Origin of the sequence: Parabacteroides sp. AF14-59 (assembly GCF_003479515.1) — a bacterium.
Classification (GTDB): domain Bacteria; phylum Bacteroidota; class Bacteroidia; order Bacteroidales; family Tannerellaceae; genus Parabacteroides; species Parabacteroides faecis.
On the sequence record NZ_QUHH01000002.1, the window covers coordinates 156,083 to 169,195 of the forward strand.

General features: G+C 43.7%; 12 protein-coding genes. All 12 read right to left on the minus strand.

From position 1 onward, the window contains the following. Positions 1 to 105: 105 nt before the first annotated feature. The gene (locus tag DWW23_RS02835) at positions 106 to 1,044 is read right to left on the minus strand and encodes a toprim domain-containing protein (protein ID WP_005775883.1); all 939 of its coding nucleotides are present in this window, start codon (positions 1,042 to 1,044) and stop codon (positions 106 to 108) included. Between the two features lie 257 nt (positions 1,045 to 1,301). Beyond that, the gene (locus tag DWW23_RS02840; protein ID WP_004328112.1) at positions 1,302 to 2,507 is read right to left on the minus strand and encodes a primase-helicase family protein; all 1,206 of its coding nucleotides are present in this window, start codon (positions 2,505 to 2,507) and stop codon (positions 1,302 to 1,304) included. Positions 2,508 to 2,784: 277 nt separating this feature from the next. Next, entirely contained in the window at positions 2,785 to 3,174 is a 390-nt protein-coding gene (locus DWW23_RS02845) for a hypothetical protein (RefSeq protein ID WP_004328110.1), read from the minus strand. Next, the gene (locus DWW23_RS02850; RefSeq protein ID WP_005775881.1) at positions 3,171 to 4,394 is read right to left on the minus strand and encodes a site-specific integrase; all 1,224 of its coding nucleotides are present in this window, start codon (positions 4,392 to 4,394) and stop codon (positions 3,171 to 3,173) included. Before DWW23_RS02850 ends, DWW23_RS02845 begins: the two co-directional genes overlap by 4 nt. 260 nt (positions 4,395 to 4,654) lie before the next feature. Next, positions 4,655 to 4,993 carry an STN domain-containing protein gene (locus DWW23_RS02855; RefSeq protein WP_158583150.1) on the minus strand — a complete coding sequence of 113 codons (339 nt, stop codon included), beginning with the start codon at positions 4,991 to 4,993 and terminating at the stop codon, positions 4,655 to 4,657. 195 nt (positions 4,994 to 5,188) lie between these two features. Next, positions 5,189 to 6,169 carry a FecR domain-containing protein gene (locus DWW23_RS02860; protein ID WP_122351775.1) on the minus strand — a complete coding sequence of 327 codons (981 nt, stop codon included), beginning with the start codon at positions 6,167 to 6,169 and terminating at the stop codon, positions 5,189 to 5,191. Positions 6,170 to 6,237: 68 nt separating this feature from the next. After that, on the minus strand, positions 6,238 to 6,807 hold the full coding sequence (locus tag DWW23_RS02865) for an RNA polymerase sigma-70 factor (protein ID WP_122351776.1): 570 nt from the start codon (positions 6,805 to 6,807) through the stop codon (positions 6,238 to 6,240). Positions 6,808 to 7,409: 602 nt separating this feature from the next. Further along, a complete protein-coding gene (locus DWW23_RS02870; RefSeq protein WP_187576590.1) occupies positions 7,410 to 7,790 on the minus strand; it encodes a DUF2023 family protein in 381 nt (126 codons plus the stop codon). A gap of 49 nt (positions 7,791 to 7,839) precedes the next feature. Then, positions 7,840 to 8,349, minus strand: a complete 510-nt coding sequence (fldA, locus tag DWW23_RS02875; RefSeq protein WP_122351778.1) for a flavodoxin FldA — start codon at positions 8,347 to 8,349, stop codon at positions 7,840 to 7,842. Positions 8,350 to 8,449: 100 nt separating this feature from the next. Then, complete coding sequence (locus DWW23_RS02880) at positions 8,450 to 10,738, minus strand: bifunctional (p)ppGpp synthetase/guanosine-3',5'-bis(diphosphate) 3'-pyrophosphohydrolase (RefSeq protein WP_122351779.1); 2,289 nt, start codon at positions 10,736 to 10,738, stop codon at positions 8,450 to 8,452. Positions 10,739 to 10,833: 95 nt separating this feature from the next. Further along, positions 10,834 to 12,360, minus strand: a complete 1,527-nt coding sequence (locus DWW23_RS02885; protein WP_122351780.1) for a lytic transglycosylase domain-containing protein — start codon at positions 12,358 to 12,360, stop codon at positions 10,834 to 10,836. Between the two features lie 6 nt (positions 12,361 to 12,366). Continuing rightward, on the minus strand, positions 12,367 to 13,092 hold the full coding sequence (locus tag DWW23_RS02890; protein WP_122351781.1) for a DUF5683 domain-containing protein: 726 nt from the start codon (positions 13,090 to 13,092) through the stop codon (positions 12,367 to 12,369). Positions 13,093 to 13,113: the final 21 nt, after the last annotated feature.

A 13,113-nucleotide genomic window follows, 5' to 3' on the forward strand; every position in this document is an offset into this window, starting at 1 on the left:
ATGGTGGGTGGCAAGCGGTTTCGGTACACCCGAAACACAAACTTGCTACCTCCCAATCCTTAAGGAATGAGTTTCGGGCATCTCCCGTTTTTCTCATTCGGGATGTCATAATCCCAACCCTTTCTTCTTGGGTTTTACGATAGTTCTTGGCGGTGGACTAACGGCTAATTTCTGCCGGATTCCACGCAGGTAATCGTTCAGGTCTTTATGCCCTTTGTAGTTGTCGGAGAAGTCGCGGATGCGTCCGGCGAACTTCCTTTCCAATTCCCGATACGCCTTTCTTCCCGCCTCGTCATTGTCGAGCATGCAGTGGATACGTCCATACCCGTGCAGCACATCTATAGCTTTGGAAACATTGGCGGTCGAATTGAGGATGACGTAATCCTGCCTGTCAAGGTCGGGCAAGTTCGAGCAGTTCCTCTTCCGCAACGTGAGGAATGAAAGATAGTCCATCATGCCCTCGAATACAAGGCATTTCTCTCTCGCTTCTCCCTGTTGCCGAATATGGCTGATGTCTTTGGGTGCGACACAGCCTTTGAAAAAACGGTTACGCACTTCAAATCCTCCCGCCACATTCGGAAAACCGATGGCGAAATAGGGCTTGCCGTTATGGGTGAAGTGGAGCTCTTTACATTGCGCCTTTGCCAAAGCGATGTTTATGCCCCGTTCCTGCAAGTATCGGAGCAATGCCGGATGGGTGAGTTCGCCCACCTCCAAATGTTGGAAACTCGGTTCGGATGCCTGCTGGCGAAAAGAGAAAGATATGGGACGGATGTGTGGTGCCTGTTCCGCTATCTTGCCAAGCAGATAAGGCACATGGTCGGATGCGTACAGTACCCCTGCAAGTGCGATGATGTTACCACCTCTTCCCAGTCCATAATCGAACCACAGGTTGCGGTCGGTGTTCACCTTGAACGAGGCTTCCGTTTCCTGACGGAACGGGGATTTATACCACAGGCAGTTTCCCTGTTGCTTTACGGGCGAATAACCCAAACTTTGCAGATAGTCCGCAATTTTGATTTGTTTTGCTTCTTGGATGTTCATGATATAATTTCTATGGATTTGATGATGACTGTAAAAACGTTGATTTGATGAATGAGATATGTATTGTCCTATACGTTAATGCTTTATATTCTCAACATCTTCTCAACAAACCACTCACAAATAGAGAATCCAACAAACTGATGCTGTTTCCCTCTCAACTTTTCTTTTCGATTGTTGAGAATTTGTTGAGAGTGTATGCTGTTTATTATCAGTATGGTTATATCATTATTCATCAATTCAACAAAAAAAGAATAGTATTACAGGGATTCAAGTTGTTCCCTTGTGACGGTGTAGAAACGACCGACTCTTTTTATCGGCTCATATCGGCACTCCCGATTGTAATTGAATTGGTAAGTGGTATATGTAAGCCCGTTAGAGGCAGGAGTAAGTTTCCAACATTCCTGCAATACCTTTCTGACTTGGTGCTTCTCCACCTTTACCTGCGAATGTACCAGCAAAAGAAGAATGTCGTTGTGGCAGAACGAGAATGTGTCCGTGCCGACACTTTCCATAATGTCAAGGATAAGTTCGCACATCTCTATCTCCAATCGGTTGCGGTTGCTGCGGATAATCTTCTGCAAGGCTTCGGTATGCAGCAAAGAGGGCGCAAACCACATACGGCTTTCCTTTTCGGTGGAAAGTTGTCTGTATTGCAGGTAATACAGAAAGGCAGGTATCTCAGCTTTCAGCTTTTGCAGGAAGTCTGTGTCATCGGATTGCAGACGGTCTATCTTGCGCACCCAATAGCGTGTTTCACCTGCATCAATGATAACAGGCAGATACTCGTTGTTGGAGCATAGCACGAACTTGGCAAAGAACGCTATCTCGTCACGGTCTTTGCCTTTGGCTTCCACCTTGTAGGAAAGTGTGGTGCTGAGGTTCTTCAACCGCTCGCTGTCCTCCCTGCGGTTGAGCAATACCTCGTCCACCACGATGAGCAGTTTTCCTGCCCAGTCGGAATTGAACTGGCTGCGGAAGTCCTCGTTGGTATTGAAAGTGACATTGTTTTGAAACACAGCTTTCAGGAAGTTCAGGAATGTACTCTTGCCCGTGTTGCGTTCTTCTGATACCAACAGCAGGATAGGCAGTTTCTGCACGGGTTGCAGGTAGAGCAATTGAAGATAGTCCATGCCCAATTCATACTGTTCACCGAAGATATGGCGCACCAATGACCGGATACAGGGAAACTCGCCTTGTTGCGGACGGTGTCCTATCGGCTCGTAGAGGTTCAGGAACTTGTCCACCACGGGACGGTAGTCCACATGGTCGGGGACGGTGCAGAAGCCGTCGTACTTCGGCACGGTGGCGAGATAGTCCTTGCCGTAGTCCTGCCGCAGTGTTTCGTTGTTCCACACGATGCGCTTCTTCACATAGCCTCCGTTCAGACGGGGCTGGTTCACTAACTTGTAGAGGGTAGTACCCACACGGATAAACTCCTCATTTTCAAAGTTGCCTTGTTTCATTAGCACTTCATTTTTTTGTTTAATCAGTGCAAAACTCGGCAATTAGCGCAGAACGGATTAACAACTCACGCATACCTCACGTAAGATTTTCTTGGATTTGGCTTTATGACATACAACAAAAGCCCGAAGAAATGCCATTCTAATGGATTTTTCTTCGGGTTTGTCGTAATCGTACGTATGAATGGCAATACACCTATTCACATACTCGTATAAATACATTGTTGGCAATGGGAATACGCATAGGTCTCACTACTTCATGTCGTCATATCATTAGAACTTATGCCTGATAATTAGACATATCCCAACCATTTATACCCAGCGAAAAGAAGATATTTGTTTTCTCTTTTCGCAAGTACAGCCTTTTAAATATGGCATTGCGCACCTGTTCCGCACCGAAGCTGTCAATGCGGAAAGCAAGTGCGACTATCATCGGAAAGCTGAACACATCGGCATGATACCCGTTCTCCTGCCGAACATACTTCTGTACCTCGTATTCTTTTAATGCTCCACTGTTATAGATGTTTCTGATGGCAGAACGAAGTGTCGGAGCAATTACTCCGAACAGTTCCACCAATTCCGGCTCGCTCATCCAAATGTTTGAGACATTCTCCGGCATGATGATATTGCCGGATTCATTCACTGTTATGCTGTTTCTTCTCATACTCATGACATCGTTATTCCGTTAAACGTCTTACTCAGTTTGTCGCCGAACATGGTCAGGTCGTTGTCGAGCTTCTGCGTGGTTATCTTTGCGTAGAGTTGGGTCGTGACTATATTCGTATGTCCCAACACACGGCTTACGCTTTCAATGGGCATCCCCTTGCTCAAAGCTAATGTTGCGAAGCCATGACGACTGCAATGAAATGATATTGACTTGGTTATGCCACATTCCCTTATCATCCGTTTCAACGGTTTGCAGATAGACCAATAGTTCAAGCCGGGGAATATACGATTGTCTTTCTGCATCGGTCGGTAGCGTTCGACTATCTGCAAGGGTATATCCAGCAGCTTCACTTGGAAGGCGACTTTTGTCTTGTGGCGTTTGGACAATATCCACTTCTCGCCGTTCACCTCCACGATGTTGTCATTCGTCAGTTCCTGAATGTCCACGAATGACAAGGCGGTGAAACTGGCAAAGATGAAAATGTCACGGATGTATGCGAGCTTGCTGTCTGCAAACTCATGTGTCATGACCGCTTTCAGTTCATCCTCCGTCAGATATTCCCGTTCTTTCACATTGGGGCTGATATGAAACTGGATGAAAGGATTGCGCGGTATCAACCCGTTATAATGCGCTTTCATGACCACGCCTTTCAGCCACATACAGTTTGCCCATATCGAACCGTTCCGCAATCCGGCTTCAGTCGAGAGGTATGCGGCGAACTCCTTGATGAAATCGGGAGTAAGTTCCAACATGGACATATCGCTGCGTCTGTAAAACGACTTGATAAAGGCGGCTACATGGTTTCTTGCCCGTACACGTGCCCGATAGGTAGCCATTACCCTGTCTTTGCCTACCCGTTTCTTGAACACTTCGTTCTCACGGTCGAATGCTTTTAGCAGCGTCTCATACTCGCTGCCGATTCCCTGATAGGCGTTGCGCACCATCTCAGCCGTAACAAATGCCTCGCGGTCTGAAATGCGCTGGTAATGTTTGATGATTTGCGCCTTGATGTTGTCAAGGGCAAGGTTGATGTCTCGTGCCTCGCGGCTCTTGCCTTTCGCCTTGTTTCCTTTCACGTCCCAAAGCGTTTTCGGGATGTTCTGCTTACAACTGAACTGCGCCACAGTCCCGTTGATTGTCACTCGTCCCATGATGGGGACAATACCGTTTTTCTCCTTGCTGCCGTTCACGTAGAACAGAACCTTGAATGTGCTTCTTGCCATACTCGTTTTTTGTTTGCAAAGTTATTACTCAACGAGTTAGACCTTGATATGCCAACCTGTGCCACAAGCTGCCAAATACAACACGGTGTGTTAAAAATCACCATTCGGCGGGTAATGATTTGGAGACCGTTCTTCTTCATAAATCCGCTTTCCTTTACGTTACCTCGATTTTTCGCCTGTCCTCATTTGTCTTCGCAAACGCCTTATTGACAGGCATTACGAAGACATTTGTCCCTTTTTATTCGTCTTTTCCAGAGATTTTATGTATATTTTCCTGGTTTCTTTTCTTCTATCGCTTGACCAAGCCGTAAAACGATATAATTATCAGAAAACTTATACTGCAAGTTTTGCCCTTTCAGCGCTTCATTCAATAAGTCCGCAACTACTGCCTTTCTCTTACTTAGCGACACATTAAAATTAGAGTTTATTTCACTTGTACTATAAACTATCAAATAATCTGTCTGCTTTTCGATTTCCTTAAACAGTTCTTCTATCGAAAGATTTTCTGACCGAAGTTCTACCACTGCATCTTGTGCATTACTGTCAAAAGCAAAAGAATGCAAAACAAAAACGAACATGCAAAAGAAAGCTGCTTTCATAACTCTGAACGTTTTTTTTACTATTTTGGGGTATTCCCCATATATTAACAAGGATTTTTTCATACATTTGTAAATTAAGTAAATACTAATTATTCTAACAGGTTTACTTTCTAAAATCGGCAGATACTGCAATATCTGCCGATTTACATTTTTTCATGGGCTCATAGATACATTTATTTTAAAATATTAAACACATTATTTAGATAAAACGATTTGATTCAACTCATCATTTTTCTCAATCTTAAAATGATGAATATCCTGAATCACCTTCAAAATAGTCATAATACCATCCCTTTGACGAAATTTACCGACATATTCATACTCCAGTATTTCTGGATTCCGGACAATTATATCTACATTAAAATACAATGCCAGCTTTTCTATTATAGTCTCCAATTTTTGCTTTCTAAAAACATAAATTCCCTTTTTCCAAAGCAACTCATCCCAATTCATATTCTCTAGCTTTAATGAATCTCCCTTTTGCACCAACAATTGTCCCGGAGACAAAATCAATCCTTCAGATTCAGATTCAGGGAAATAAGCTTTGACAGAACCTTCTTGTAAAGAAACCTCCGCATATTTTGATTTTGGATAGCTAAGTACATTGAACTCCGTACCTAAAGCCTTTATGTCAATCGTTTGTGTAGAAACTACAAATGGTCTTGTTTTATCTTTAGCAACTTTAAAAAATCCCTCACCTGTAAGATAGACTCTTCTCTCTTCTGCAAAAGCAGAAGGATAATCAAGTCGAGATCCTGCATTCAACCAGACTTCCGTCCCGTCCTGCAAGACCAGTTGTGCCCGCTGTCCGGCAGGAGCGTACACAGTATTCATCACATTCTCCGATAAAAACTCCGTTTGCTCAGGCTGTGCATACCAATATGTCAATATACTTGTTGAAACGACTAATATCAGAATAGCAGCCGCATACCCAATCCGGCGTGTCCAACGCTTCCACATTATAGCGTGTTGCTTCTGTAAAATAAAGCGATCGTATTTCTGTTTGCCGATTGCTTTATCCTGTACCTGATGTCCTAAGTTCAACAAGGCATATAGATTTTGATATTCTGCAAATTCTTTTTTGAGTTCTTCGCTCGCCTCGACATCGCGCAGCAGGGATAGTCGCTCTTCCGTGGAAAGTTCCTCATAAAAGTATTTATGTATCCGTTCGTTCATATTTTCCGCTTTTGTTCTTAATAAACGGATCAGGAAACCAAAACCCCCAAGAGGATAAACGTTTTTTTTTAATTAGCGAGCAAAAATATTAATAAGGGGAGATAGTCTTTCAATTCGCTTTTAATTTTCTTATAGGCGATAGACATTTGGTTTTCAACGGTTTTAAGGGAAATATTCAATTCGACAGCTATCTCTTTCTGCTTTTTACCCTCTATCTTACTTTTGATAAAAATTTTCCGACATTTTTCTGGTAGAGAATCTATTACTTCGGTAATAATCCGTTCGATATCTTGCTCGGAGAGTAAGGACTGATCGAATAATTCCAGAGAGGCAAGTTTCATCCGCAAAGTAGCCTGATATTCTTCCTGCATCAGGTTGACAGCTTCCTTCACAACAATGCGGTGGCGTAAGAGGTCGATACTACGGTTCTTGATCGAAGTAAAGAGCAGGGCGACCAGGTTCACATCATATGCCAGTATTTCTTTTCTTTCCCATAGCTCGGTAAATACGTCTTGCACGACATTCTCGGCGTCTTCTTCCGACACGACATACTCCAATGCGAAATACTTCATCCGGGAAAACCAGGAGACATATATTTCTTCAAAATGGTCAGATAGTATTTTCTTTTCAGCCAGCATCTTTCTTCTGTGTAAATTAAATCACGGCTTCTCGATCTCCAAATAATACTTTTTTAATTATATATGAAGTGTGAGAACAGTAACTTATCTATCGGAAAGCTCTGGAAAACCGTAGAAGTAAATAAGCAACATACCCCCACACCATATTTACAAATACGATGCGGAATACGTTAACCCATCTTCTTCTATAAATTTACCAGATTTTATCCGAAAGAATCAGTTAAACAACGCAAATATATTAAAAGTTATTGGTTAGACAAACAAATCAAATTTTAAGCATAGGGGAAAAAAGATATTAATGATGACTTCTCGGTGTCTCAACAATCGAGTAGGAGGAAAATGAAGAAGTTTTCCTCCTACTTCATTTTCCGACCTCTCACACCACTGTACGTGCCGTTCAGCATATAGCGGTTCTTCAACCACGATGTAATTGGCTGTATAACCCAAGGATTGAGGGGTTACCGTTACTGCGACTGGACGCTTCCCGCTGTTAGGGTGCGTTAGAGACTTGTATCCGATAGAATATGGTCGTGCTGGGCAAACAAAAAGAGCGCCATACCAAAGTATGACACTCTTCTGTAAATAAACAATTTTAGGGAAAACTATCCAACCATACCAGCCAGGTCAGATGATAACGCCTGTTTCTTCTTAGTACAGAAACGTTCACACTGCATACAAATATCATATCCCAGTAAAGCACCGAGAATAAAATCCTCTTCCGGAGTAAGCAAATTCAAAGGCCGGGTAACCAGTAAACGGATGGCTTCAATACATTCGGGCCTGCCGAAATAGATATTGACGCTCCGCTCACCGGCATCCTGCTTCGCATAACAAATCTGCTGGCTTTCCAGACGATCGGTTGCAATCTTTTCATAAGATTTATTAATCGTGCACAAAACCATGCTTCGTACCCCTTTTTTATATTCGTAGATATGATTCAGAAAAACCTTTACCTCTCCGGGAATTTTATTATCTCTGGCCATTACCATGATGCTGACTGATAGTATCTTAATAATATACGTTTGAAATCAATTACTCCAATCCTTCTTTCTTCAAAGAGGCGATCCATGCATCGAGGCGGGATTCGGTCTGGTCGTCTTCATTCAGTTCATCCAGCGGAAGACCGACGAACTGCCCGTCGACAACAGCTGTCGAATCATCGTAGGAATAACCGTCTGTTGCCACATTTCCGATAAATGTGCATCCTGTACCTTGCAAATCAGTATAGATCGTTCCGATAGCGTCACAGAAAGTGTCGCTGAAAGAGGAAGAGTCGCCGCAACCGAAAATAGCCACGAGCTTACCGGATAAATCCAACTTTTTTATCTTAGCAAGGAAATCATACCAGTCATCCTGCAAATCGCCGGCTCCCCAGGTAGAGCTACCTAGAATTAACGCTTCATAATTACCCAGATCCGAAGGAGAAGCCTTCGCTACATCATACAGGTTAGAAGCATCCACACCTAATTTGGCTGCTATACGTTTTGCAATATCTTCTGTTGTCCCGGTTGAAGAACCGTAAAAAATACCAATTGTCTTCATCTGTTTTATAATTTAATTGATGAAGACAAAGGTCATATATCTCCGGTATAAAGACAATACCTAGAAATGTGTATTTTAAGGGGTTAAAATACCTACCTTGTTAGTCTGCCACACGACCGACCGACTTAATGTTCTTGATCTTTGAAAGCGTCACACACATTTTCTGGATATCTTCCACATCGTGTACTTTCATCTTGATCCTTCCTTCGAACACACCGTCTTTCGCTTCAATAAGCAGACGCATGATATTTACATTGAAATCATCGGCGATCGTCTTAGTGATCGTATTCAGAACGCCGATCGAATCGATACCTTTCACCTCCAAAGTAGCTTCGAAAGAAGCATTCTTATGGCTACTCCATTCCGTATTCAGGATACGTTCGCCAAAACTACTCTTCAACCGCATGGCGATCGGACAGGAACGTTTATGAACAACGACATTTCCGTCGTCGTTGATAAAGCCCAGCGCTTCATCACCCGGAATCGGCTTACAGCATTCTGCAATCACATAGTTACGTTCGAAAGCTTCTTCACGTAAAATATAAGGCTTCGACTTATCATATTTTACTTTCGGCTTTTCTTCCTGCGCTGTTTCCTCTTTCGACTTATTATTCTTAGAGCCGACACCCAGTGCCTGCTTTACATATTTGAATAAGACATTGTCTGTCTTCTCTTTCAATAATTTCTTTATGTTATCGGGTAAGGCTACATCTCCTTTTTCTACAGCATAATAAAACTCCTCACGTTTGGAGAAACCGAAATACATACAGAGCTTATCCAGATTGGAAGTACTCGGCTCCATTTCCGAACGCTTGAAGGCAACAATAACCTTTTCCTCTCCCAGCTTGGCGGCATCCTTACGGGCACGTTTTAGTACGGCATCGATCTTCGAACGGGCTTTTGCCGTCGTGACAAAATTAAGCCACTCTGCCTGCGGTTCCTGGGAACGGGAAGTCAATATCTCCACCTGGTCTCCACTGGCCAGCGGATGACTGAGAGGCACCAGACGATGATTTACTTTCGCCCCGATACATTTATTGCCGATATTGGTATGTAGTGCATAAGCAAAGTCAAGCGCTGTTGCACCTTGTGGCAACGTCTTGATATCTCCTTTCGGAGTAAATACGAATATCTCAGAAGTAAACAAGTTCAGTTTGATCGTATCCAGGAAGTCGAGTGCATTCGGGTCCGGACTTTCCAGGATCTCAGTAATTGTCTGAAGCCATTTGTCGAGTTCGGTATCTTCCTCCACACTGTGTTCTTTATATTTCCAGTGTGCGGCAAATCCCTTCTCGGCGATATCGTCCATACGGCGGCTGCGGATCTGTATTTCCACCCATTGTCCGTCGGGTCCCATGACCGTCAGATGAAGAGCCTGATATCCGTTCGCCTTCGGACGGCTCACCCAGTCGCGGATACGGTCGGGACGGATACGGTAAATATCCGTAATAGCCGAGTAGATATCCCAGCACATATTTTTTTCATCCACACCCGGCAGCGGGTCGAAAATGATACGGACGGCATACAGATCATAGATGTCCTCAAAAGTGATTCCTTTACTTTCCATCTTGTTCCAGATGGAATAGGCTGATTTCACACGGGCTTTCATTTCATAATTCAAGCCCATATCCTTCAACTTTTTATCGACTGGGATTGCAAAGTGCTCGAATAAAGTATTACGACTTTCTTCCGTAGACTTCAGTTTCTGTTCGATAAAATCATATTCCTGGGGATGTTCATATTTGAAACTCAGGTCTTCCAGTTCCGTTTTGATAGTAAAAAGACCCAGACGATGCGCTAAAGGAGCATAGAGATAAAGTGTTTCTCCGGCAATCTTGAATTGTTTGGCGGGAAGCATGGAACCCAAGGTTCGCATATTATGCAGACGGTCGGCTATTTTGATCAGGATCACACGGATATCGTCACTCATGGTAAGCAACAGCTTACGGAAGTTTTCCGCCTGGGCGGAGGCCTGTTCTCCAAAGATACCTCCGGAGATCTTAGTCAGTCCGTCTACGATCTGTGCGATCTTCGGACCGAACATATCGCTGATATCCTGTACGGTATACTCCGTATCTTCCACCACATCATGGAGCAATGCCGAACAAATAGAGGTGGACCCCAATCCCATCTCACGGCAAACAATCCGTGCAACAGCGATAGGGTGCATGATATAAGGTTCACCGGAACGACGTTTCACGCCTGCATGTGCCTGGTTGGCAAAGTTAAACGCTTTGGTAATGCGCTCCACTTTTCTCCGGTGGTTCGATTTCAGATAGTCGTCCAGCAACTCATTAAAACCGTCCTGGATCATCTTTTCATCCGCCAACATAGCCGGTGTCATTTCACCTGCATCCTTTGTGTCTTTTGTGTCTATCGCATCGCTCATGGTTACAACCTCTTCTTTTTATATCTAACGTCTGTAACCACAAATATACAAATATTCATGAAACATCAGCACGGAAGCCGGGAAAATAGCATGTTTTATCCCACAGGAATTTTCAGAACCTGACCGGGACGAATATTTGCATTCGATAATCCGTTCGCCTTTTGTATCAAAGCAGCGGATACACCTGGATACTTTTTAGAGATCGTATACAGTGAATCTCCCGATTTAACCTTATAAGAGATAAAGCCATTACTCTGTTTTTCAACAATTTCGGATGAAGAAGTCGTCTTCTGTGTCGTTTTAGACTTCGTTGCGGAAGCAAAAGCCACACCTCCGTTATCAACATACAAAGTCAGGCGGCGACCACTAGCCAAACGATTTGACTTCAATCCGTTCCACTGGCGCACTTCTTTCGGTGTCACGCCATAACGATCGGATATTGTATAAATATTTTCACCGGAAGCTACACGATGGGTTATCTTTTCACGATTAGATGATTTTCCGCTCTCGGTTCCATTCGGATTATAGGCCAGGCAATTCTCCAGCAAATCTTCCGCACGGTGAGTGTAAATCGTATCTTCTTTATCAATAAAAGCATATGTCTGGTTTACCGGCAACTTCAGTACGGATGGTTCTGTGTTTCCGGGAATGATATCGCGCTTATATTGCGGATTCAAGGCACGGACCTGCTCTATATCCATTTGCAACACTTCCGCCACCTGCTCCAGATGCAATGCTTTTGTAACCACAACCGTATCAGTAGCCAATGGCATACTTGTTTGCATCGGGCAAATATTATGATCGCAATAGTAGTTCATAATATAATTGGCTGCAATGAACAGGGGAACATACGACCGGGTTTCTTTGGGCAGATAAGGGAATATCTCCCAGAAATCAGTCTTACCTCCCGAACGGCGTATCGCTTTATTCACATTACCTGGGCCACAGTTATAAGAAGCCAGCACGAGATTCCAGTCACCGTAGATGGCATACATATCTTTAAAATAACGGCAGGCAGCATGAGTGGCTTTTACCGGATCGCGGCGATCGTCGACAAGGCTGTTGATCTCCAAACCGTAAATCTTACCTGTCGGAAGCATGAACTGCCATAAACCGCAGGCACCGACACGGGATAAAGCGACCGGATTCAAGGCACTTTCCACTACAGCCAGATATTTCAGTTCAATAGGTAAACCATGTTCATCCAGCACCTGCTCGATAATAGGAAAATAAAAATCCGCCATACCCAGCATATAGCGTACGAGGTTACGGCGGCGGTCGGCATATAAATCGATACAATCGCGTACTACCTTATTATAAGGTAAAGAAATAACACGCGGCAAACTTTCCAGACGTTCCCGGTAGACAGAGTCAGGGAACCACACATTTGCTTCATCGTCATGGCAGTATTCATCCCGTTTGGAGAAATATTGCACATGCCAGGAACGAAGCAGACTGTCGACATCTGCATCCAGACTTTCGGGTATCAAGCCCACATCGACCGACAGAGAATCGGCAGAGAGGTCCGAATACTGAGGTTCTTCATTTTCAGTTATTGTTTCCTGTGCATGGGCAACAGTAACGAAACAGCAGAAACAGAGTAATGATAATAAGTATTTCATGTGTTATTAGAATTTTATACTGCAATTCAGGCCATATATACGCTCGCTGAAGCTGGTCTTTGGCATAACCATCGGTTCCAGCCGCATACTCAGATCAGGCGATATGTCGAAGTCGAACAACTGGGCATCCACATAAGCATCGATCATACAGATGGCATAAACACCGGCTGTAATGATAATACTCAAGTCCCTGTAACGACGGAAATAATCTTTACGGCGTTTGATATTATCCTGCCACCGTGTGTCCGTAATGAATTTTTCGGGTTCATATCCGTTCTTCTTGGCTATGGATACCCACGATTCACTCCATTTCTTCGGATCATCCGGATTATTCTTCACATCATACATCAAATCAAAATAAGCCGACGAATAATCCTTATAGTTTTTATTATTCCAGGTAATCGCGTAGATACATCCCATAAAACCGCCATATACAATAGGAAGTTTCCAGTATGCCCTGTTATATATCTGCCCCAACCCCGGCAAAATAGCCGAAAAGATGACCGCCTTTGTCGGATTGGGTTTGAACGGTTTCATATCGACTTCCTTCACCTTGTTGACCTGGCTTGCCGAATCGGCAGACTGAAGTACAGCCTGCACAGTAGAGTCAGGTGGCGCAACAACCACCGTATCGGCGTCAAGTATAACTGCCTTACCTTGTGCTTTCGAATATAAAGAGATACCTGTCAGCACCATCAGTAAGCACAGTATCCTGCTTATTTTTAATTTCATCCTCACGAATATACCGTCAAC

What these genes read in the sequence shown, in the direction of transcription:
- DWW23_RS02865 (WP_122351776.1), bottom strand. Translation starts at nt 6,807, where the DNA reads ATGCTGGCTGAAAAGAAAATACTATCTGACCATTTTGAAGAAATATAT.
- DWW23_RS02855 (WP_158583150.1), bottom strand. Translation starts at nt 4,993, where the DNA reads ATGAAAGCAGCTTTCTTTTGCATGTTCGTTTTTGTTTTGCATTCTTTT.
- DWW23_RS02885 (WP_122351780.1), bottom strand. Translation starts at nt 12,360, where the DNA reads ATGAAATACTTATTATCATTACTCTGTTTCTGCTGTTTCGTTACTGTT.
- DWW23_RS02880 (WP_122351779.1), bottom strand. Translation starts at nt 10,738, where the DNA reads ATGAGCGATGCGATAGACACAAAAGACACAAAGGATGCAGGTGAAATG.
- DWW23_RS02850 (WP_005775881.1), bottom strand. Translation starts at nt 4,394, where the DNA reads ATGGCAAGAAGCACATTCAAGGTTCTGTTCTACGTGAACGGCAGCAAG.
- DWW23_RS02890 (WP_122351781.1), bottom strand. Translation starts at nt 13,092, where the DNA reads ATGAAATTAAAAATAAGCAGGATACTGTGCTTACTGATGGTGCTGACA.
- fldA (WP_122351778.1), bottom strand. Translation starts at nt 8,349, where the DNA reads ATGAAGACAATTGGTATTTTTTACGGTTCTTCAACCGGGACAACAGAA.
- DWW23_RS02835 (WP_005775883.1), bottom strand. Translation starts at nt 1,044, where the DNA reads ATGAACATCCAAGAAGCAAAACAAATCAAAATTGCGGACTATCTGCAA.
- DWW23_RS02860 (WP_122351775.1), bottom strand. Translation starts at nt 6,169, where the DNA reads ATGAACGAACGGATACATAAATACTTTTATGAGGAACTTTCCACGGAA.
- DWW23_RS02845 (WP_004328110.1), bottom strand. Translation starts at nt 3,174, where the DNA reads ATGAGTATGAGAAGAAACAGCATAACAGTGAATGAATCCGGCAATATC.
- DWW23_RS02870 (WP_187576590.1), bottom strand. Translation starts at nt 7,790, where the DNA reads ATGGCCAGAGATAATAAAATTCCCGGAGAGGTAAAGGTTTTTCTGAAT.
- DWW23_RS02840 (WP_004328112.1), bottom strand. Translation starts at nt 2,507, where the DNA reads ATGAAACAAGGCAACTTTGAAAATGAGGAGTTTATCCGTGTGGGTACT.